Source organism: Streptomyces sp. NPDC014623 (assembly GCF_043088245.1).
Lineage (GTDB): Bacteria > Actinomycetota > Actinomycetes > Streptomycetales > Streptomycetaceae > Streptomyces.
Genome location: NZ_JBIBZU010000014.1, coordinates 186137 through 206391 on the forward strand (window position 1 = coordinate 186137; position 20255 = coordinate 206391).

The 20255-nt window shown below is 69.4% G+C and carries 21 protein-coding genes; 4 read left to right on the forward strand and 17 right to left on the reverse strand.

Features of this window, described 5'->3' with window-relative positions; genetic code table 11:
- The first annotated feature begins 5 nt into the window (after nucleotides 1-5).
- Nucleotides 6-578, forward strand: coding sequence for a cob(I)yrinic acid a,c-diamide adenosyltransferase (locus ACF1FZ_RS22925; protein ID WP_391775253.1), 573 nt, complete (start codon nucleotides 6-8; stop codon nucleotides 576-578).
- Here the strand turns inward: ACF1FZ_RS22925 and ACF1FZ_RS22930 are convergent, their stop codons facing one another.
- The gene (locus tag ACF1FZ_RS22930; protein WP_391775254.1) at nucleotides 579-1136 is read right to left on the reverse strand and encodes a hypothetical protein; all 558 of its coding nucleotides are present in this window, start codon (nucleotides 1134-1136) and stop codon (nucleotides 579-581) included.
- Nucleotides 1137-1287: 151 nt separating this feature from the next.
- Between ACF1FZ_RS22930 and ACF1FZ_RS22935 the strand changes: the two genes are divergently transcribed.
- From ACF1FZ_RS22935 to ACF1FZ_RS22945, 3 genes are all read left to right on the forward strand, one after another.
- Complete coding sequence (locus tag ACF1FZ_RS22935) at nucleotides 1288-2484, forward strand: sensor histidine kinase (protein WP_391775255.1); 1197 nt, start codon at nucleotides 1288-1290, stop codon at nucleotides 2482-2484.
- Nucleotides 2481-3131 (forward strand): response regulator, encoded by a 651-nt coding sequence (locus ACF1FZ_RS22940; protein WP_391775293.1) that lies wholly within the window; start codon nucleotides 2481-2483, stop codon nucleotides 3129-3131. Before ACF1FZ_RS22935 ends, ACF1FZ_RS22940 begins: the two co-directional genes overlap by 4 nt.
- 168 nt (nucleotides 3132-3299) lie before the next feature.
- Entirely contained in the window at nucleotides 3300-5183 is a 1884-nt protein-coding gene (locus ACF1FZ_RS22945; RefSeq protein ID WP_391775256.1) for a glycosyl hydrolase family 18 protein, read from the forward strand.
- 132 nt (nucleotides 5184-5315) lie between these two features.
- On the opposite strand, the gene ACF1FZ_RS22950 is transcribed toward ACF1FZ_RS22945, so the two are convergent.
- From ACF1FZ_RS22950 to prfA, 16 genes are all read right to left on the reverse strand, one after another.
- Nucleotides 5316-5762, reverse strand: coding sequence for a DUF2550 domain-containing protein (locus ACF1FZ_RS22950; RefSeq protein WP_389724809.1), 447 nt, complete (start codon nucleotides 5760-5762; stop codon nucleotides 5316-5318).
- Nucleotides 5763-5904: 142 nt separating this feature from the next.
- Nucleotides 5905-6279, reverse strand: coding sequence for a F0F1 ATP synthase subunit epsilon (locus tag ACF1FZ_RS22955; RefSeq protein ID WP_325747706.1), 375 nt, complete (start codon nucleotides 6277-6279; stop codon nucleotides 5905-5907).
- A gap of 109 nt (nucleotides 6280-6388) precedes the next feature.
- Nucleotides 6389-7831 (reverse strand): F0F1 ATP synthase subunit beta, encoded by a 1443-nt coding sequence (atpD, locus tag ACF1FZ_RS22960; protein ID WP_391775257.1) that lies wholly within the window; start codon nucleotides 7829-7831, stop codon nucleotides 6389-6391.
- Entirely contained in the window at nucleotides 7831-8748 is a 918-nt protein-coding gene (locus ACF1FZ_RS22965) for a F0F1 ATP synthase subunit gamma (RefSeq protein ID WP_391775258.1), read from the reverse strand. The genes atpD and ACF1FZ_RS22965 overlap by 1 nt, the downstream gene beginning before the upstream one ends.
- Before the next feature lie 3 nt (nucleotides 8749-8751).
- A complete protein-coding gene (atpA, locus tag ACF1FZ_RS22970) occupies nucleotides 8752-10323 on the reverse strand; it encodes a F0F1 ATP synthase subunit alpha (protein WP_391775259.1) in 1572 nt (523 codons plus the stop codon).
- 146 nt (nucleotides 10324-10469) lie between these two features.
- Entirely contained in the window at nucleotides 10470-11285 is an 816-nt protein-coding gene (locus ACF1FZ_RS22975) for a F0F1 ATP synthase subunit delta (RefSeq protein ID WP_391775260.1), read from the reverse strand.
- Nucleotides 11282-11827, reverse strand: coding sequence for a F0F1 ATP synthase subunit B (locus tag ACF1FZ_RS22980; protein WP_391775261.1), 546 nt, complete (start codon nucleotides 11825-11827; stop codon nucleotides 11282-11284). Before ACF1FZ_RS22980 ends, ACF1FZ_RS22975 begins: the two co-directional genes overlap by 4 nt.
- Nucleotides 11828-11869: 42 nt before the next feature.
- Nucleotides 11870-12115: an ATP synthase F0 subunit C gene (gene atpE / locus ACF1FZ_RS22985; RefSeq protein ID WP_014048348.1), complete on the reverse strand. Its 246-nt coding sequence runs from the start codon at nucleotides 12113-12115 to the stop codon at nucleotides 11870-11872.
- 73 nt (nucleotides 12116-12188) lie between these two features.
- On the reverse strand, nucleotides 12189-13004 hold the full coding sequence (atpB, locus tag ACF1FZ_RS22990; protein ID WP_391775262.1) for a F0F1 ATP synthase subunit A: 816 nt from the start codon (nucleotides 13002-13004) through the stop codon (nucleotides 12189-12191).
- Between the two features lie 222 nt (nucleotides 13005-13226).
- Nucleotides 13227-13664: a hypothetical protein gene (locus tag ACF1FZ_RS22995; protein ID WP_391775263.1), complete on the reverse strand. Its 438-nt coding sequence runs from the start codon at nucleotides 13662-13664 to the stop codon at nucleotides 13227-13229.
- Between the two features lie 262 nt (nucleotides 13665-13926).
- Nucleotides 13927-15315, reverse strand: a complete 1389-nt coding sequence (locus ACF1FZ_RS23000; protein ID WP_391775294.1) for an MraY family glycosyltransferase — start codon at nucleotides 15313-15315, stop codon at nucleotides 13927-13929.
- Nucleotides 15316-15409: 94 nt separating this feature from the next.
- Nucleotides 15410-16699, reverse strand: a complete 1290-nt coding sequence (gene glyA, locus ACF1FZ_RS23005) for a serine hydroxymethyltransferase (RefSeq protein ID WP_391775264.1) — start codon at nucleotides 16697-16699, stop codon at nucleotides 15410-15412.
- 137 nt (nucleotides 16700-16836) lie between these two features.
- Entirely contained in the window at nucleotides 16837-17478 is a 642-nt protein-coding gene (locus tag ACF1FZ_RS23010) for a low molecular weight phosphatase family protein (RefSeq protein WP_033298366.1), read from the reverse strand.
- Nucleotides 17475-18122 carry an L-threonylcarbamoyladenylate synthase gene (locus ACF1FZ_RS23015; protein ID WP_391775265.1) on the reverse strand — a complete coding sequence of 216 codons (648 nt, stop codon included), beginning with the start codon at nucleotides 18120-18122 and terminating at the stop codon, nucleotides 17475-17477. The genes ACF1FZ_RS23010 and ACF1FZ_RS23015 overlap by 4 nt, the downstream gene beginning before the upstream one ends.
- 67 nt (nucleotides 18123-18189) lie before the next feature.
- A complete protein-coding gene (prmC, locus tag ACF1FZ_RS23020) occupies nucleotides 18190-19035 on the reverse strand; it encodes a peptide chain release factor N(5)-glutamine methyltransferase (RefSeq protein WP_391775266.1) in 846 nt (281 codons plus the stop codon).
- Nucleotides 19036-19084: 49 nt separating this feature from the next.
- Complete coding sequence (gene prfA / locus ACF1FZ_RS23025; RefSeq protein ID WP_391775267.1) at nucleotides 19085-20161, reverse strand: peptide chain release factor 1; 1077 nt, start codon at nucleotides 20159-20161, stop codon at nucleotides 19085-19087.
- Nucleotides 20162-20255: the final 94 nt, after the last annotated feature.

Here is a 20255-nt window from a genome sequence, read left to right on the forward strand (position 1 = left end):
GGCCCATGGTCAATCTGACGCGCATCTACACCCGTACCGGCGACAAGGGCACCACCGCCCTCGGCGACATGAGCCGGACCGCCAAAACCGATCTGCGGATCGCGGCCTACGCCGACGCCAACGAGGCCAATGCCGTCATCGGTACGGCCATCGCGCTCGGCAACCTCTCCGAGGACGTGGTGAAAGTACTCGTCCGCGTGCAGAACGACCTGTTCGACGTGGGCGCGGACCTGTCCACGCCGGTGGTGGAGAACCCGGAGTACCCGCCGCTGCGGGTGGAGCAGTCGTACGTCGACAAGCTGGAGGCGGACTGCGACACCTTCCTGGAGGAGCTGGAGAAGCTCCGCAGTTTCATCCTTCCGGGCGGCACTCCGGGGGCGGCGCTGCTGCACCAGGCCTGCACGGTCGTCCGGCGGGCGGAGCGGTCCACCTGGGCGGCGCTGGAGGTGCACGGGGACGTGATGAACGCACTGGCGGCCACCTACCTCAACCGCCTCTCCGACCTCCTGTTCATCCTGGCCAGGACGGCGAACAAGGAGGTCGGCGACGTGCTGTGGGTACCGGGCGGCGACCGCTGATCAGCGGCCCGCCCCGGCCCGGTCCCCGGGCTCCTGCTTGGGGAACACCGTGTAACCGCCGGCGATGGCCAGGTTGATCCCGATCACCCAGAGCATCTTCTGCTGCCACGTCTGCAGCGAGCCGGTGTCACCGCTCTCGCCGATGTACCAGATCGCCGCCTGGAGCAGGGCCGTGGCCGTCACCGCGGCCACGATCCAGCGGGCGGCGGTGCGCCACTCGTGGGCGGCCCGCGCCATCCCGTACCTCGGGGGCTTCACCGGCGGCGGACCGCCCGCGAAGCGGTGGGCGACCCTGGCGTCGACCCACTTGATGGTGGAGTGGCCGAGTCCCACCGTGAAGCCGATGTAGACGGCGGCGATGCCGTGCCTCAGGCCCGGCTCGGCGCCGTTCTTCAGGTCCATGGCCGTCACCACCAGCAGGACGACCTCCAGCAGGGGCTCGCACAGCAGCACGGCCGCGCCCAGCCGGGGTTTCCTCGCGACGTACCGCAGCGCGAGTCCGGCGGCCAGCAGGACCCAGAAGCCGACCTCGCAGAGCACGATCAGTGTGACGATCACGGCGCTTCTCCTTCCGTCCCCCTCAAGAATCCCCTCCGGGCGGAGCCGGATCGTCGTCGGCAGTGACGAGAGGTGACTGCATCCTTCGATGTAGCCGCACCTCACCCCGCGTACGGACGTGGGGCGGGTCCACGGCGTGTTGGATGGACCTGTGTCCACCACTCTGCGACCGCACCGCCACGACCTGCTGATCGCGGTGACCGGACTGGCGGGCGGACTGGCCCTCTGGGCCACCGGGCTGCACCCCCAGGCCGGGCGCCTCTTCGACGCCCACTGGGTGGCGCTCGTACCGCTCACGGTGACGGCCTGCCTGGAGCTGCTGCGCCGGAGCCTGCCGCGGACCGCGGTCGCCCTCGGAACACTCGCGCTGCTCGCCGACCAGTTCACGACGGGCAGCCTGGTGACGATCCTGATGTACACCGACCTCATGTACGCGGCGGTGGTCTACGGGTCTCCGGCCACCGCCCGGCGGATCCCGGTGGCCACGTTCCTGGTCACCGTCGCCGTCACCATCGGGTTCTTCGCCTGGGTCCGTGTTCCCGAGGCCCTGCTGATCGCCGTGGCGACCGGGCTGGTCCTGTTCGCCCCGTCCCTCACCGGTGTCAGCGTGCGCAATCACCGGGAGGCCGCCGAGGCGGCGCGCCTCCGGGCGGACCAGACCGCGCTGCTGGCGGAGACGGACCGCGTGCAGGCGGTGACCGCCGAGCGTTCCCGGATGGCCCGCGAACTGCACGACGTGATCGCCAACCATCTCTCCGCGATCGCCGTCCACTCCACCGCCGCGCTCTCCCTCGACGATCCGGGCACCTCCCGGGAGGCCCTCGGGGTGATCCGGCGGAACAGCGTCGACGGGCTGGCCGAGATGCGGCGGCTGATCGGGCTGCTGCGGGAGAACGGCGCCGCCGGCCCGCCGAGTGCGGCTCCGACCCTCGCCTCCCTGGACGCTCTCGTGGAACAGGCCGGCGCGAACTCCGCGTCCAGCGGACTCACCGTCACCCTGGACGACGGCCGGGAGGAGTCCGGCCCGCTGCCCGCGCCGGTGGAGCTCGCGGCGTACCGGATCATCCAGGAATCACTGACGAACGCGCTCAAGCACGCGGCGCCCGGCCCGGTGTCGGTCCGGCTGGGACGGACGCGCGGGGTCCTCACCGTCGAGGTGAGCAGCGTGCTCGGCGACCGGGCGGGGCCGCGTGCACCTGGTTCGGGGGCCGGCCTGGTGGGGGTGCGGGAACGGGTGGCGCTGCTGGGCGGGACGATCGAGGTGGGGCCGGAGACCCGGGGCGACGGCGCCGGGATCTGGCTGGTGCGGGCCGAACTGCCCGTCGAGGAGAGGACGCAGTGGAGATGACGATCCGGGTACTGGTCGCTGAGGACCAGTCGGCCGTGCGCGCGGGACTGGTGCTGATCCTGGGCAGCGCGCCGGACATCGAGGTCGTGGGCGAGGCGGCCGACGGCGAGGCCGCCGTGCGCCTGGCCCGCGAGCTCCGTCCGGATCTGGTGCTGATGGACATACAGATGCCCAGGCTCGACGGGGTGTCCGCGACGCGGCAGGTCGTGGCGGAGCGGCTGGCGGACGTGCTGGTGCTGACGACGTTCGACCTGGACGAATACGTCTTCGGCGCGCTGCGCGCGGGGGCGTCGGGCTTCCTGCTGAAGAACACCGACGCGCACGACCTGCTCGACGCCGTGCGCACGGTGGCCCGCGGTGAGGGCATGATCGCCCCGGCCGTGACGCGGCGGCTGATCGAGGAGTTCGCCGGGGTCTCCTCCGCGCGCCGGCCGGGCGGCCCGGTCCCGGAGTCCCTCGACACCCTGACGCGCCGTGAGCGGGAGGTGCTGGGCTGTCTCGGCGAGGGGCTGTCCAACGCGGAGATCGCGGGACGGCTCTCGATGGCGGAGGCGACGGTGAAGACGCACGTCAGCAGGCTGCTCGGCAAGCTGGAGCTGCGGAGCAGGGTGCAAGCTGCCGTACTCGCACAGGAGTTGGGCCTTTGATCTGAGACATGGATCTTTGGTCTGGACCTCTTGACGATTGGTCCAGACCTTCCTAATCTCACCGGACACGCTGCGGTGAGTACGCGAGGAAGAAGCGGGCTCAGGGCGACGCAGGGTTTGCAGGTTACGGATCATCCCCGTCTGCCGGACCTCACCCGAGGAGCACCGTTGAGCACTGACAACCCCGTACGCCTCTCCCGACTCAGATGGAGACGCGCAGCCGGCACATCCACCAGGTCCAAAGCGGTCGCGGGCCTCACCGCGCTGCTGCTCCCCCTCGCCGCGATGGTCGGCCTGGCCTCCCCCGCCGAGGCCGCCACCTCCGCGACCGCCACCTACGTCAAGAAGTCCGACTGGGGCACCGGGTTCGAGGGCGGATGGACGGTCAAGAACACCGGCACGACCGCCCTCTCCTCCTGGACGATCGAGTGGGACTTCCCCTCCGGCACCACGGTCGGCTCCGCCTGGGACGCCACCGTCACGAACTCCGGAACCCACTGGACCGCCAAGAACCTCGGCTGGAACGGCACGGTCGCCCCTGGTGCCAGCATCAGCTTCGGCTTCAACGGCACCGGTTCCGGCTCCCCCACCGGCTGCAAGCTGAACGGCGCCTCCTGCGACGGCGGCAGCGTCCCCGGCGACAACCCGCCGTCCAAGCCCGGCACGCCGACCGCGAGCAACGTGACGGACACCTCGGCGAAGCTCAGCTGGAGCGCCGCCACCGACGACAAGGGCGTCAAGAACTACGACGTCCTGCGCGACGGCGCCAAGGTCGCGACGGTCACCACGACGACGTACACCGACACCGCCCTCACCAAGGGCACGGACTACTCCTACACGGTGCAGGCCCGCGACACCGCTGACCAGACCGGTCCGGTCAGCGCCCCGGTCGCCGTCCGCACCACCGGCACCACCGACCCGGGCAACCCCGGCACCGGCGACAAGATCAACCTGGGCTACTTCACCGAGTGGGGCGTCTACGGGCGCAACTACCACGTGAAGAACCTCGTGACCTCCGGGTCCGCCGAGAAGATCACGCACATCAACTACGCCTTCGGCAACGTCCAGAACGGCAAGTGCACCATCGGTGACAGCTACGCCGACTACGACAAGGCCTACACCGCCGACCAGTCGGTCGACGGCGTCGCCGACACCTGGGACCAGCCGCTGCGCGGCAACTTCAACCAGCTCCGCAAGCTGAAGGCCAAGTACCCCCACATCAAGGTCCTCTGGTCCTTCGGCGGCTGGACCTGGTCCGGTGGCTTCCCGCAGGCCGCCCAGAACCCGGCCGCATTCGCCCAGTCCTGCTACGACCTGGTCGAGGACCCCCGCTGGGCCGACGTCTTCGACGGCATCGACATCGACTGGGAGTACCCCAACGCCTGCGGTCTCACCTGTGACACCAGCGGCCCGGCGGCACTGAAGAACGTCGCCTCCGCCCTGCGGACGAAGTTCGGCACCGGCAACCTGGTCACCGCGGCGATCACCGCGGACGCCTCGGCGGGCGGCAAGATCGACGCCGCCGACTACGCGGGCGCCGCCCGGTCCATGGACTGGTACAACGTGATGACGTACGACTTCTTCGGCGCCTTCGCCCCGAAGGGCCCGACGGCCCCTCACTCGCCGCTGACCTCGTACCCCGGCATCCCGCAGGAAGGCTTCAACTCCGCCGCGGCCATCGCCAAGCTGAAGGCCCAGGGCGTCCCGGCCTCGAAGCTGCTCCTCGGCATCGGCTTCTACGGCCGCGGCTGGACCGGTGTCACCCAGTCCGCCCCGGGCGGAACGGCGACCGGCGCGGCTCCGGGCACCTACGAGCCGGGCAACGAGGACTACAAGGTCCTCAAGAACACGTGCCCCGCCACCGGCACCGTCGCGGGCACGGCCTACGCGCACTGCGGCACCAACTGGTGGAGCTACGACACCCCGGCGACGATCAAGTCCAAGATGGCCTGGGCGAACAGCCAGGGTCTGGGCGGGGCGTTCTTCTGGGAGTTCAGCGGCGACACCGCGAACGGTGAGCTCGTGAGTGCGATGGACAGCGGCCTCAACTAACCCCTGCGAGGCAGTCGCACTCCGGAAAAACGCCGGGGAGACAGGTCCGCCCCCTGTCTCCCCGGTCTTCGCACGCCCGCACGGCATCAGGCCCCATCGCCTCTCCCCCGGACGGAGTCCGGGGGAGAGGCCTCAAGCCACGTTGACCCGCTGGCCGGGCGGTGCTGCCTCCAGCCAGGCGAGGAAGCCGGTCAGGGCGTCCTCGCTCATCGCCAGCTCCAGGCGCGTCTCCCGGTGGAGACAGCCGAGCACGACGGAATCGGACAGGAGCGCGAGCTCCTCCTCGCCCTCGGGCAGCCGGCGCGCGACCACCTCGATGGCGGAGCGCTCCAGACCGCGGCGCGGACGGGGCGAGTAGGAGAAGACCCGGAACCAGTCGACACGGTCACCGCTGTAGCGGGCGACCCCGTACACCCAGCCCTTGCCGGACGGATCCGGCTCCTCGGACACGTCCCAGCGCAGGCTGCAGTCGAAGGTTCCACCGGAGCGCTGGATCAGCCGCCGGCGGAGGCCGAAGACGAACAGACCCACCGCGACCAGTACGACGACCAGGCCGCCCACCCACAACGCGAGGACCATCTCCACCGACCTCCTCGCATCGTCGAGTAACGGATACCGCACCGAGCCGAACCGGACTGCACCTGCATCGCCTCAGCCGCGACACGGTCTGGATCTCTCCAGCTCGGGCCGCGGCTGAGTCAAAAACTCCTCGTGGGGACGCTCAGTGCGCCGCCACCGCACGCAGTCGTACGTCCGCACGGCGCTCGGCGCCCGCATCCGTCTCCGACTTCGCGCGCTCCAGCGCACGCTCGGCGCGCTGGACGTCGATCTCGTCAGCAAGCTCGGCGATCTCCGCCAGCAGCGAGAGCTTGTTGTCCGCGAACGAGATGAAACCGCCGTGCACAGCGGCGACAACAGTCCCGCCGTCGCTCGTACGGATCGTCACGGGGCCCGATTCCAGCACACCCAGGAGCGGCTGGTGACCGGGCATGACGCCGATGTCGCCGGACGTGGTACGTGCGACAACGAGGGTGGCCTCGCCGGACCAGACACTGCGGTCCGCGGCGACCAGCTCGACATGCAGCTCAGCAGCCAAGGGTGGCTCCTCGGGTCACCACCCGGCGGTCGTGCCGGGTGTCGGTTCAATTCTACGGGGCGTGGTGAGGGGGGCGGGACACACCCGCCCCCCTCGGTGAGCCGGAGGCTCAGGAGACGCCGAGCTCCTTGGCGTTGGCCTTGAGGTCCTCGATGCCACCGCACATGAAGAACGCCTGCTCGGGGAAGTGGTCGTACTCACCGTCACAGATCGCGTTGAACGCGGCGATCGACTCGTCGAGCGGGACGTCCGAACCGTCCAGGCCGGTGAACTGCTTGGCGGCGTGGGTGTTCTGCGACAGGAAGCGCTCGACGCGACGGGCACGGTGGACGACGAGCTTGTCCTCCTCGCCCAGCTCGTCGATACCGAGGATCGCGATGATGTCCTGGAGGTCCTTGTACTTCTGCAGGATCCCCTTGACACGGCTGGCCGCGTCGTAGTGCTCCTGCGTGATGTAGCGCGGGTCCAGGATGCGGGACGTGGAGTCCAGCGGGTCCACGGCCGGGTAGATGCCCTTCTCGGAGATCGGACGGGAGAGAACCGTCGTCGCGTCGAGGTGGGCGAACGTGGTGGCCGGGGCCGGGTCGGTCAGGTCGTCCGCGGGGACGTAGATCGCCTGCATCGAGGTGATCGAGTGACCACGCGTCGAGGTGATGCGCTCCTGGAGCACACCCATCTCGTCGGCCAGGGTCGGCTGGTAACCCACTGCGGACGGCATGCGGCCGAGCAGCGTGGAGACCTCGGAGCCGGCCTGCGTGAAGCGGAAGATGTTGTCGATGAAGAGCAGCACGTCCTGCTTCTGCACATCGCGGAAGTACTCCGCCATGGTCAGGGCGGACAGCGCGACCCGCAGACGGGTGCCCGGCGGCTCGTCCATCTGGCCGAAGACCAGCGCGGTCTTCTCCAGGACGCCCGAGTCGGTCATCTCGTCGATGAGGTCGTTGCCCTCACGGGTGCGCTCGCCGACACCGGCGAACACCGACACACCGTCGTGCAGCTTCGCCACACGCATGATCATTTCCTGGATGAGGACCGTCTTGCCGACGCCCGCACCACCGAACAGACCGATCTTGCCGCCCTTGACGTACGGGGTCAGCAGGTCGACGACCTTCAGGCCGGTCTCGAACATCTCGGTCTTGGACTCGAGCTGGTCGAAGGCCGGGGCCTTGCGGTGGATGGGCCAGCGCTCGGTGATCTGCGCCTCGGCCTCCGGCTCGTTCAGGATCTGACCGAGGGTGTTGAACACCTTGCCCTTGGTGATGTCACCGACCGGGACGGTGATGCCCTCACCCGTGTTGATCACCGGGGCCTGGCGGACCACACCGTCGGTGGGCTGCATCGAGATCGCGCGGACCATGCCGTCACCCAGGTGCTGGGCGACTTCCAGGGTCAGCGTCTTACGAGCGCCGGCCTCGGCCGGGTCGTCGACCTCGATGTGCAGGGCGTTGTAGATCTCCGGCATCGCGTCGACGGGGAACTCCACGTCGACGACCGGGCCGATGACCCGGGCGACGCGGCCCGTGGCAGCGGCCGTCTCAACTGTCGTCGTCATTACTTGTCACTCCCCGCGGACGCGTCGGCCAGCGCACCTGCACCGCCGACGATCTCGCTGATTTCCTGGGTGATTTCGGCCTGGCGGGCCGCGTTGGCAAGCCGGGAGAGGCTCTTGATCAGATCCCCGGCGTTGTCGGTCGCCGACTTCATCGCACGACGGCGGGCGGCGTGCTCGGAAGCGGCGGCCTGCAGCAGTGCGTTGTAGATACGGCTCTCGACGTAGCGCGGCAGCAGGGCGTCGAGGACGTCCTCCGCCGACGGCTCGAAGTCGAACAGCGGAAGGATCTCGTCCTTCTTCGTGTCCTCCTCCGCGACCTGGTCGAGCGACAGCGGCAGCATCCGGCCGTCGACCGCGTTCTGCGTCATCATCGACACGAACTCCGTGAAGACGATGTGCAGCTCGTCGACGCCGCCCTCGGCCGTGTCCTTCTGGATGGACGCGATGAGGGGCTCGGCGATCTTCTTGGCGTCCGAGTACTCAGGGCTGTCGGTGAAGCCGGTCCACGACTCCGAGACCTTGCGCTCACGGAAGCCGTAGTACGCGACACCCTTGCGGCCGACGATGTACGTGTCGACCTCCTTGCCCTCGGCTGCCAGCCGCTCCCTCAGCTTCTCCGCCGCCTTGATGGCGTTGGAGGAGTAGCCGCCGGCCAGACCGCGGTCGCTCGTGAGGAGCAGGACCGCCGCCCGGGCCGGGGACTCGGCCTCGGTGGTGAGCGGATGGTTGGTGTTCGAGCCGGTCGCCACCGCGGTCACCGCACGGGTGAGCTCGGTCGCGTACGGCATCGACGCCGCCACCTTACGCTGCGCCTTGACGATGCGCGAGGCGGCGATCATCTCCATCGCCTTGGTGATCTTCTTGGTCGCGGTGACGGCTTGGATGCGGCGCTTGTAAACGCGAAGCTGAGCGCCCATCGATCAGCCCTCGCCCAGGAGCTTGCCGTCCGAGGTCTCGAACTGCTGCTTGAAGGAGGCGATCGCGTCGGCGATCGACTGCAGCGTGTCGTCGGACATCTTGCCGCCCTCGGCGATGCTGGTCAGGAGGTCCTTGCGCTCACGGCGCAGGAACTCCAGCAGCTCGCTCTCGAAGCGACGGATGTCCTCGACCGGGACGTCGTCCATCTTGCCCGTGGTGCCGGCCCAGACGGAGACGACCTGCTCCTCCATCGGGAACGGCGCGTACTGCGGCTGCTTCAGCAGCTCGACCATGCGCTTACCGCGCTCCAGCGACGCCTTGGAGGCCGCGTCCAGGTCGGAACCGAAGGCGGCGAACGCCTCCAGCTCGCGGTACTGGGCGAGGTCCACGCGCAGACGGCCGGAGACCTGCTTCATGGCCTTGTGCTGGGCGGAGCCACCGACTCGGGAGACCGAGATACCGACGTTGAGCGCCGGACGCTGACCCGCGTTGAACAGGTCGGACTCCAGGAAGCACTGACCGTCGGTGATGGAGATGACGTTGGTCGGGATGAACGCCGACACGTCGTTCGCCTTGGTCTCGACGATCGGAAGACCCGTCATCGAACCGGCGCCCAGGTCGTCGGAGAGCTTGGCGCAGCGCTCCAGCAGACGCGAGTGCAGGTAGAAGACGTCGCCCGGGTAGGCCTCGCGGCCCGGCGGACGGCGCAGCAGAAGCGACACGGCGCGGTAGGCGTCGGCCTGCTTCGAGAGGTCGTCGAAGATGATGAGGACGTGCTTGCCGTCGTACATCCAGTGCTGGCCGATGGCCGAGCCGGTGTACGGCGCCAGGTACTTGAAGCCGGCCGGGTCGGACGCCGGGGCGGCGACGATGGTCGTGTACTCGAGCGCGCCGGCCTCTTCGAGGGCACCGCGCACGGAGGCGATGGTGGAGCCCTTCTGACCGATGGCGACGTAGATGCAGCGCACCTGCTTGTTCACGTCGCCCGAGCGCCAGTTGTCGCGCTGGTTGATGATCGTGTCGACGGCCAGAGCGGTCTTACCCGTCTGACGGTCGCCGATGATCAGCTGACGCTGGCCGCGGCCGATCGGCACCATGGCGTCGACGGCCTTGTAGCCGGTCTGCATCGGCTCGTGCACCGACTTGCGGACCATGACGCCAGGGGCCTGCAGCTCGAGGGCGCGACGGCCTTCGGTCGCGATCTCGCCGAGACCGTCGATCGGGTTGCCGAGCGGGTCGACGACGCGGCCGAGGTAACCCTCGCCGACGCCGACGGAGAGCACCTCACCGGTGCGCTGCACCGGCTGGCCCTCCTCGATTCCGCTGAACTCGCCGAGGACGATCGCACCGATCTCGCGCTCCTCGAGGTTGAGGGCGAGACCGAGGGTGCCGTCCTCGAACTTCAGCAGCTCGTTCGCCATGGCGGAGGGCAGACCCTCCACCTTCGCGATGCCGTCGCCGGCAACGCTGACCGTCCCGACCTCCTCGCGCGAGGCCGCGTCCGGCTGGTACGACTGGACAAAGCTATCCAGTGCGTCCCGGATCTCCTCCGGCCGGATCGTAAGCTCCGCCATCTGGGGTTCCCTGCTCTCCTTGTTGGGCCCGAAGTTTCTCAAAGGGGTCTGGGGGCGACCCCCAGGAATCTTCTGCAATTTCTGCACGGCCCAACCGGGCCGCTGTTCTTGCTCGTTCAGTTGGTGCGGTGTGGCGCTGCGCGCTGTCAGCCGGCCATCCTGCGGGTGACCTCTTCGAGGCGCTCCGCGATCGTGCCGTTGATGACCTCGTCACCGACGCGCACCGAGATCCCGCCGAGGACCTCGGGGTCCACATCCAGGTTCAGGTGCATCTGCCGGCCGTAGATCTTCGCCAGGGCTGCACCGAGGCGCTGCTTCTGGCGATCGGACAGCGGCACCGCCGAGGTGACGACGGCGACCATCCGGTTCCGGCGCTCCGCGGCGAGCCTGGACAGGGAGTCGAGTCCCGCTTCCAGGCTACGTCCCCGGGGCTGCGTCACGAGACGCGTGACCACGCGCTCGGTGACGGGCTGGGCCTTTCCGCCGAGCAGGCTGCGGAGCAGCTCGCCCTTGGCGGAGGCCGTGGCCTTCCGGTCGGTCAGGGCGGAGCGCAGCGCGACGTCGGAGCCGACGATCCGGCCGAACCGGAACAGCTCGTCCTCGACGTCGTCGAGCGCGCCGGAGCGCTGGGCCGCGGTGAGGTCCGCGGTGTTCGCCAGCTCCTCGACCGAGTCGACCAGGTCACGCGACTGCGACCAGCGGGAGCGGACCATGCCGGAGACCAGGTCCACGGCTTCGCCGCCCACCTGACCGCGCAGCAGCCGTCCGGCCAGCTCGGCCTTGGCCTCGCTTCCCTGCGACGGGTCGGTGAGGACCCGGCGCAGCGACACCTCGCGGTGGAGCAGCGCGGTGACGGCTGCCAGCTCCTCGGCGAGCTTCGCCGCGTCGACCGACGTGGAGTCGGTCAGTGCGTCGAGGCGCTCGCGTGCGGCGGCCAGCGCCTCGCGGCTCGCTCCATTCATCGGACGGCCTCGGCCTTCGCCTCGAGCTGGTCGAGGAATCGGTCGACGGTGCCGCTCTGCCGGGCGTGGTCCTCGAGGGACTCGCCGACGAGCTTGCCGGCCAGGGCGGTGGCGAGGGTACCCACGTCCTGACGCAGCGCGGACGCCGCGGCCTTGCGGTCGGCCTCGATCTGGGCGTGGCCGGCCGCGATGATCTCCTCGCGCTGCCGCTGACCTTCCGCCCTCATCTCCTGGATGATGACGGCACCCTGCTCCTGCGCCTCCTGGCGCAGGCGGGCGGCCTCGTGCCGGGCCTCGGCGAGCTGAGCCTTGTACTGCTCAAGAACGCTCTGGGCCTCGGTCTGGGCCGCGTCGGCCTTCTCGATTCCGCCTTCGATCGCCTCGCGGCGCTCTTCCAGAACCTTCTCGATGTTCGGGAGGAGCTTCTTGGCGAGGAAGCCGAAGACGATGGCGAAGGCGATAAGGCCGATGACGATCTCGGGGATCGCCGGAAGCAGCGGGTTCTGGATCTCTTCCTCGGCCGCCAGCTGTAGGGCGTTCACATCAATGCCTTTCGTCGCATCGGGCAGTCGGAATGCCGCGACTTAGTCGACCGGGTAGACGAAGGGCATGACGAGACCGATCAGGGCGAGCGCCTCACAGAGCACGAAGCCGAGGATCTGGTTCGAGCGGATCAGGCCGGCAGCCTCGGGCTGACGGGCCAGCGCCTGGGTGCCGTTACCGAAGATGATGCCGACGCCGACGCCGGGGCCGATCGCGGCGAGGCCGTAGCCGATGGAACCGAGGTTGCCCGTGATGTTGACGGCGGCGAGGGTCTCAAGAGCGGACATGCCGTTTCTTCCTTCTCTTTCAGAACCGGTGGGGGTTGGCCACCGGACGACTATCGGGGTGGGGCTGGGCTGCTCAGTGGTGCTCGGCGAGAGCGCCCTGGAGGTAGTTGCAGGCCAGGAGGACGAACACGTAGGCCTGCAGCGCCTGGATGAACAGTTCGAAGGCGGTCATCAGGATGACCATCACGAAGGAGACACCGGCGTAGGCGATGCCGATGCCGTTCAGCAGGTACCAGCTGGCGATCGTGAAGATCAGCAGCAGCACGTGACCGGCGAACATGTTGGCGAAGAGTCGCACGGCGTGGGTGAAGGGCCGGATCAGCAGGTTCGACATGATCTCGATGACCATGACGAACGGGAGGGCCGGGCCGATCGACGGGTCGTAGCCGGAGATGTTCTTCCAGCCGCCGACGAACCCGTGCCGCTTGAAGGTCACGCCGACCCAGAGCACGTACACGATCGCGGCCAGCGCCACCGGGAACCCGATGACCGAGACCACCGGGAACTGGGCGAAGGGAATGATCGCCCAGAGGTTCATGATCCAGATGAAGAAGAACAGCGAGACCATGAGGGGCACGTACTTCTTGCCCTCGCGCTTGCCGAGCGTCTCGTACACCACACCGGTGCGGATGAAGTCGTAACCCGCCTCGGCGACCATCTGGAGCTTTCCGGGCACCAGCTTCGGCTTGTTGAAAGCCGCCCAGAAGAAGCCGACGACGACAACGGTGCTCAGGACCGCCAGCAGCATCGGCTTGTTGATCTCGATGCCGCCGAGGGTGAACATCGGCTCGAAAACAAAGGAGTGCAGGCCAGGAGCCGGGAAGCCGCATCCGTCGAAGATGTGGCAGTCGGTCTCGAAGGCGAGCACCGTCGTCGGGTCAGCACTCACCGCGGGCTCCTTCAGCGTGGCGCATAGGTACGGCAACCTCGTTGTGTCGGCGCGGCAAGCAGCCGCTGGTCGGCACTGGACTGGTGTTACGGATGGGGGGCGGCTCAGGCATTACGCCTCGCGATGAAGCAGGCGCCGTATCTGATGCCCGCGCCCGCAGTGCCGCAGTTGGCACCGGACGATAGCAGGGTCTCGAACGCGCGCTTATCCCGGCCCTACCCCTCACGTCGAAGACCCCATGTTCTCGGGCTTCTTACCCGCGGACGAGTCCGGCTCGACGTAAAGGATCTTGGTCTTCATGTGTACACGGATCTGCGCGGCGACCCACACGAGCGTCGCGACCATCACCGCGGCGGCGAAGGCCCTCGGATTGAACAGCGTCGTGTTCTTGAACGCAGCCACGAAGACGAAGAGCAGCAGCAGTTCGGTCGTGTAGAGCACCAGCCCCATGGCCTGGAACAGGTGCGGCAGGGACTTGGCCGTGCGCTGCAGAACGCCGAGTCCGATCCCCATGAAGAGGATCACCACCAGCGTCCCGGCGGCTGCACCGATCGCTCCCTTGCCGCCGGCGAGCACAGCGCTGACGGCCACGGTGACGACACCGGCGGCAGCAGTGGGCACGGCGGTGTGGAGGAGAGTCCGGGCGTCGTTGGACGGCATGGCGGTTACTCCGCGTTGCAGGGGGTGGTCAGTGGTCGTCAGGGACGAGCGTAGGCCCGGTCGGAGTCGATGCCTCGGGCCGAGGGACCGTGCTACTCAGGTCCTTCGACTCTGTCACCGGGTTCGTGAACGGTATCACAAACTATTTGATGAGGTCTTTACTCAGAAAGTGTGCCAGCTGTCACACATGAGGGTTAACCCGCGCGTGTGTGCAGAACTTCACGCCATATTGTCTGGTATAGGAGTTTCTGCGCCTGCATCGCTAACGCGGTGAGTCGGCGTGGTCCCGATCCGTGAAGCGCGAACGGGGGCCGATCGCCGTCGCTCCGTTGACGCCGGAGACACCCACGGACACAGGGGCCCGGTCCGCCACCGGTGAGGTCATCTGCGAGCCCTCGGGGCCGTGTTGGCCGTACGGGGCTCCTGGAGCCCCTTCCTCGTCGTCCGCGTGCCCCTCGTCGCCCACGTGCCGGCGCCGCCGGTAGCGCGGCGGCACGAAGGACTCGGCCCACCGCGGGGCGCGCGGGGTGAAGCGCGGCATGAGCAGCAGGACGAGACCCACGGCGCTGAGTCCCACGATCACCAGCACGATCCAGAGCGACGCGGAGTGCACGGAGTAGCCGACGGCGCCGAACGCGATCAACGCGGACCAGAAGTACATGATCAGCACGGACCTGCTGTGCGAGTGCCCGATCTCCAGCAGCCGGTGGTGCAGGTGGCCGCGGTCGGCGGCGAACGGCGACTGGCCGTTCCAGGTGCGGCGGACGATGGCCAGCACCAGGTCGGCGGCCGGGATCGCGATGATCGTCAGCGGCAGCAGCAGCGGGATGAAGACCGGCAGCATCGCGTGGGTCGCCTGCCGCTCGCTGCCTTCGAAGAGCTTCATCGCGTCCGGGTCGACCTGGCCGGTGACGGAGATCGCGCCGGCGGCCAGCACCAGACCGATCAGCATCGATCCCGAGTCACCCATGAAGATCCGGGCGGGGTGCATGTTGTGCGGCAGGAAGCCCAGGCACATGCCCATCAGGATCGCGGCGAAGAGGGTCGCGGGCGCGGCCGCCTCGATCCCGTACCCGTACCAGAGCCGGTAGGTGTAGAGGAAGAACGCCGCGGACGCGATGCAGACCATGCCGGCCGCCAGGCCGTCCAGGCCGTCGACGAAGTTGACCGCGTTGATGGTGATCACGACCAGCGCGACCGTGAGCAGCGTGCCCTGCCACTGGGTGAGCGCGACGGTGCCCACCCCGGGGATGGGGAGCCACAGGATCGTCAGCCCCTGGATGACCATGACCGCGGCGGCGATCATCTGGCCGCCGAGCTTGATCAGCGCGTCGATCTCGAACTTGTCGTCCAGGACTCCGATCAGCCAGATCAGGGCGGCGCCGGAGAGCAGCGCCCTGGGCTCGTTCGAGAGTTCGAAGACGCTGTTCAGGTTGAACAGGTGGTCCGCGACGATGAGCCCCGCGCACAGTCCGCCGAACATGGCGATGCCACCGAGCCGAGGTGTCGGTTCCCGGTGCACGTCACGCGCACGGATCGCGGGCATCGCCCCGATCGCGATGGCGAACTTCCGCACCGGTCCGGTCAGCAGATAGGTAACCGCTGCCGTGACACAGAGCGTCAGCAGGTAATCACGCACGGGCTGCCCCACAGAATTCGCCGGCCATCTCAGCCCCACACCCTAGTCTCCTGGGCAAGGACACCGAGCCACCGGTGTTCGGTTCCACATACCTGCTCCACACCGCCTACCCGGGATACGGCGGATTGCGCTCCGCCAGTCCGCGCACCTCGGCGCGCAGCACGGCCGGGTCGCGTTCCTCCCGCACGGCCGCGCCGAACAGGGCGGCGATCCGCGCCATGTCGTCCTCGTCCATGCCCTGGGTGGTGACCGCCGCGGTGCCGAGCCTGATCCCACGCGCGTCCCCGTACGGCAGGGCACAGGTGTCCAGGACCATCCCGGCCGCCATGAGCCGCTCGCGGGCGGTGCGGCCGTCGACACCCAGCGGGCCGGGGTCCGCGACGACGATGTGGGTGTCCGTACCGCCCGTGGTGATCTCGAAGCCCTCGTCCTCCAGGGCGGTGGCGAGGGCGCGGGCACGGGCGACCACCCGGTGGGCGTAGACCGCGTAGGCCGGGGTCGCCGCCTCTCCGAACGCGACGGCCTTCGCCGCGACGGTGTGCATCTGGGCGCCGCCCTGGGTGAAGGGGAACACGGCGCGGTCGATCCGCTCCGACAGCTCGACGCCGCACAGGATCATGCCGCCGCGCGGCCCGCGCAGCACCTTGTGGGTCGTCGCGCACACCACGTCCGCGTACGGCACCGGGCTGGGTGCCGCTCCCCCGGCGATCAGCCCCATGGGGTGGGCGGCGTCCGCGATCAGATAGGCGCCGGCCTCGTCGGCGATGTCCCGGAACTCCTCGTAGTCGAGATGCCGGGGGTACGAGATCGACCCGCAGACGATCGCCTTGGGGCGCCGTGCCCTGGCCAGGGCACGCACCTGCGCGTAGTCGACGAGCCCGCTGCCGGGGTCGACACCGTAACCGACGAACTCGAACCAGCGGCCGGAGAAGTTCCCCGGGGCGCCGTGGGTGAGGTGTCCGCCGTACGGGAGCCCCATGGCCAGCACCGTGTCGCCGGGCCGCAGCAGTGCGGCGTAGGCCGCGAGGACGGCCGACGAGCCGGAGTGAGGCTGGACGTTGGCGTGCTCGGCGCCGAACAGCGACATGGCCCGCCGGACCGCGACGCGTTCCACGGCGTCGGCCTGTTCGCAGCCGCCGTGGTGGCGGGCTCCGGGGTAGCCCTCGGCGTACTTGTTGGCGAGCGGCGAGCCGAGGGCGGCGAGGACCGCGGGTGAGGTGAAGTTCTCGGCGGCGACGAGCTGGAGGGTGCTCGACTGCCGCCCGGCCTCGGCCAGCAGGATGCCGCCGATCTCCGGGTCCTGGCGGGCCAGGGCACCGAAGTCCTGCGGCACGGCGGCGGTGGACGGGGACTGCGGTGGCGCGGCCGCGCGGGCGGCTGGAGTGGTGACCGGCATCGGGGGCTCCGGGCCTGGAGGAGGGAGGCGGTGGCGACAGATCCAATGTAGGCCCGCCGCGGCCGGCCTGCCCGCTGCCGGGCGCGCCTCTACGCCGGTCGGCGCACCCGGGCGCCGGTGCGTGAGCGGTCAGTGGCTCAGTGCGGGGCGCGCACTCCGGTCAGTGCCGTCATGACGGGATCGAGCGCCTGGCTGATCTCGTCACCGATCGAACGGAAGAACGTGATCGGGGCGCCGTACGGGTCGTAGACCTCGTCCGCCTCGGCGGTGGGGGCCAGCAGCCAGCCGCGCAGGGCCGCCGCCGCGCGCACCAGGGCACGGGCGCGCTCGACGACGCCTTCCTCCCGGGCGTCGGGCAGGGTGGCGGGGTCTATGGCCCTCACCAGCCGGGTGAACTCCTTGAGCGTGAAGGTCCGCAGGCCCGCCGAGTGGCCCATGGAGATCACCTGGGCGCGGTGGTCGCGGGTGGCGGTGAGCACCAGGTCGGCGCGGATCACGTGCTCGTCGAGGAGCTCGCGGCCCACGAAGCCGGTGGCGTCGGCGCCGAAGTCGGCGAGGACGACCTCGGCGTTGGCCTCCATGGGCGCGCCCTCATGCCCCCAGGTGCCCGCACTCTCCACGATGAGGCCGCCGCTGAGCGGGTCCCCGAGGCGGTCCACGAGGGCGTGGCGGGTCAGCCGCTCGGTGATGGGCGAGCGGCAGACGTTGCCGGTGCTGACGTGGAGGATGCGGAAGGTGTCGTGCCGGCCCGCTATGCCACGCCCCTCAGGGGCGGTCAATTGGCCACCTCGAGGTCGGGTACCACCTTGCGGAGTTCCTCGACCGAGAGCGCTCCTGCCCGCAGGAGCACCGGGACCTTGCCGGTGACGTCGACGATCGAGGACGGGACGATCCCCGGGGTGGGACCGCCGTCGAGGTAGACGGAGACGCTGTCGCCGAGCATCCCCTGGGCCGCGTCGCAGTCCTCGGGCGAGGGGTGTCCGGTGAGGTTGGCGCTGGAGACGGCCATCGGGCCGACCTCCGTGAGCAGTTCGATGGCGACCGGGTGCAGGGGCATCCGGACGGCGACGGTGCCGCGGGTGTCGCCGAGGTCCCACTGCAGCGACGGCTGGTGCCTGGCGACGAGTGTGAGGGCGCCGGGCCAGAACGCGTCGACGAGCTCCCAGGCCTGCTCGGAGAAGTCGGTGACCAGGCCGTGCAGGGTGTTCGGGGAGCCGATCAGGACAGGGGTCGGCATGTTGCGGCCGCGGCCCTTGGCGTCGAGCAGGTCGGCGACGCCCTCCGCGCTGAAGGCGTCCGCACCGATCCCGTACACGGTGTCGGTGGGCAGCACGACCAGTTCGCCGCGGCGGACGGCGGACGCGGCCTCACGCAGGCCGGTCGTACGGTCGGTCGCGTCGTTGCAGTCGTATCGCCGTGCCATCAGCCGGCCTCCTCGGGCATGTACGGGTCTGTCGGGCGGGGATCGTGCGGCGCCGGTGTCCCGGTGCTCACGGCATGGCCTTGCGGGCCGTCGCGAACCGGGGCCGGTTGTTCAGGTCGGGGTGGTCGGCCGCGTCGGCCCAGCCCCGCTCCTCGGTGAAGATCCACGGCACCTGGCCGCCCTGCGTGTCCGCGTGCTCGATGACGACGAGCCCGCCGGGGCGGAGCAGACGGTGCGCGGTGCGTTCGATGCCGCGGATGGTGTCCAGCCCGTCCTCGCCGGAGAAGAGCGCCATCTGCGGGTCGTGGTCGCGGGCCTCCGGCGCCACGTACTCCCACTCGGTGAGCGGGATGTAGGGCGGGTTGGAGATCACCAGGTCGACCTGGCCGTCGAGGTCGGGGAGGGCGCTCAGGGCGTCGCCCCGGTGGACCGTGACCCTGGACCCCTCGGCGTTCTTCCGGGTCCACCTCAGGGCGTCCTCGGACAGCTCCACGGCGTGCACCCGCGAGCGCGGCACCTCCTGCGCCATGGCGAGCGCGATCGCGCCCGATCCGGTGCAGAGGTCGACGATCAGCGGTTCGACGACGTCCATCGCGCGGACCGCGTCTATCGCCCAGCCGACGACCGACTCGGTCTCCGGGCGGGGCACGAAGACACCGGGGCCGACCTGGAGCTCCAGGTAGCGGAAGAAGGCGCGGCCGGTGATGTGCTGGAGCGGCTCACGGGCCTCACGGCGGGCGATCGTCTCCCAGTAACGGGCGTCGAAGTCGGCGTCCGCCACATGGTGCAGCTCGCCCCGCTTGACTCCGTGCACGAACGCGGCGAGTTCCTCGGCGTCGAATCGCGGTGAGGGGACACCGGCGTCGGCCAGCCGCTGGGTGGCCTGGGCCACCTCGGCGAGCAGCAGGTTCATCGCGGTTCTCCGTACGGGTTCACAAGCGGGACGGGGCGGATCGTACGCCTTATGCGGCGGCGAGCTTGGCGGCGGAGTCGGCGTCCACGCAGGCCTGGATCACGGCGTCGAGGTCTCCGTCGAGCACCTGGTCCAAGTTGTACGCCTTGAAGCCGACGCGGTGGTCCGAGATCCGGTTCTCCGGGAAGTTGTACGTCCGGATCTTCTCGGAGCGGTCCACGGTGCGCACCTGGCTGCGGCGTACGTCGGAGGCTTCCTGCTCGGCCGCTTCCTGGGCGGCGGCCAGCAGCCGGGACCGCAGGATGCGCATGGCCTGCTCCTTGTTCTGGAGCTGGCTCTTCTCGTTCTGGCAGGAGGCGACGACGCCGGTGGGCAGGTGCGTGATGCGCACGGCGGAGTCGGTGGTGTTGACGGACTGGCCGCCGGGGCCCGAGGAGCGGTAGACGTCGATGCGCAGGTCGTTGGCGTGGATCTCGACGTCGACCTCCTCCGCCTCGGGCGTGACGAGCACACCGGCGGCCGAGGTGTGGATGCGGCCCTGCGACTCGGTGGAGGGCACGCGCTGCACGCGGTGCACACCGCCCTCGTACTTCATCCGCGCCCAGACGCCCTGGCCGGGCTCGGTCGCGCCGTTGCCGCCCTTGGTCTTCACCGCGACCTGGACGTCCTTGTAGCCGCCGAGCTCGGACTCCGTGGAGTCGATGATCTCGGTCTTCCAGCCGACGCGCTCGGCGTAGCGCAGGTACATGCGGAGCAGGTCACCGGCGAAGAGGGCCGACTCGTCGCCGCCCGCACCCGCCTTGATCTCCAGGAGCACGTCCTTGTCGTCACTGGGGTCGCGCGGGACCAGGAGGAGGCGGAGCCTCTCGGTGATCTCTTCGCGCTGCTTCTCCAGGACCTTGACCTCGGCGGCGAAGTCCGGGTCGTCGGCGGCGAATTCGCGGGCGGTCTCGATGTCGTCGCCGGTCTGCTTCCAGGACCGGTAGGTGGAGACGATCGGGGTCAGCTCCGCGTAGCGCTTGTTGAGCTTGCGCGCGTTGGCCTGGTCGGCGTGGACCGACGGGTCGGCGAGCTTCTTCTCGAGATCGGCCTGTTCGCCGATCAGTTCCTCGACCGCCTCGAACATCTTCGGGCTCCTGGTTTCTGCGTCATACGTCTGCGGGCCTGCTGGACGGTGTGCCGCCGGTGCCGCACCCCCGGTGCGGAACCGGCCGCACAGC

Excerpts from the sequence above, each read along its gene's own strand:
- ACF1FZ_RS22925 (WP_391775253.1), top strand. The coding sequence starts at position 6 with ATGGTCAATCTGACGCGCATCTACACCCGTACCGGCGACAAGGGCACC.
- ACF1FZ_RS22940 (WP_391775293.1), top strand. The coding sequence starts at position 2,481 with ATGACGATCCGGGTACTGGTCGCTGAGGACCAGTCGGCCGTGCGCGCG.
- ACF1FZ_RS22950 (WP_389724809.1), bottom strand. The coding sequence starts at position 5,762 with ATGGTCCTCGCGTTGTGGGTGGGCGGCCTGGTCGTCGTACTGGTCGCG.
- atpD (WP_391775257.1), bottom strand. The coding sequence starts at position 7,831 with ATGACGACGACAGTTGAGACGGCCGCTGCCACGGGCCGCGTCGCCCGG.
- ACF1FZ_RS22965 (WP_391775258.1), bottom strand. The coding sequence starts at position 8,748 with ATGGGCGCTCAGCTTCGCGTTTACAAGCGCCGCATCCAAGCCGTCACC.
- atpA (WP_391775259.1), bottom strand. The coding sequence starts at position 10,323 with ATGGCGGAGCTTACGATCCGGCCGGAGGAGATCCGGGACGCACTGGAT.
- ACF1FZ_RS22975 (WP_391775260.1), bottom strand. The coding sequence starts at position 11,285 with ATGAATGGAGCGAGCCGCGAGGCGCTGGCCGCCGCACGCGAGCGCCTC.
- atpE (WP_014048348.1), bottom strand. The coding sequence starts at position 12,115 with ATGTCCGCTCTTGAGACCCTCGCCGCCGTCAACATCACGGGCAACCTC.
- ACF1FZ_RS22995 (WP_391775263.1), bottom strand. The coding sequence starts at position 13,664 with ATGCCGTCCAACGACGCCCGGACTCTCCTCCACACCGCCGTGCCCACT.
- glyA (WP_391775264.1), bottom strand. The coding sequence starts at position 16,699 with ATGCCGGTCACCACTCCAGCCGCCCGCGCGGCCGCGCCACCGCAGTCC.
- ACF1FZ_RS23015 (WP_391775265.1), bottom strand. The coding sequence starts at position 18,122 with ATGGCACGGCGATACGACTGCAACGACGCGACCGACCGTACGACCGGC.
- prmC (WP_391775266.1), bottom strand. The coding sequence starts at position 19,035 with ATGAACCTGCTGCTCGCCGAGGTGGCCCAGGCCACCCAGCGGCTGGCC.
- prfA (WP_391775267.1), bottom strand. The coding sequence starts at position 20,161 with ATGTTCGAGGCGGTCGAGGAACTGATCGGCGAACAGGCCGATCTCGAG.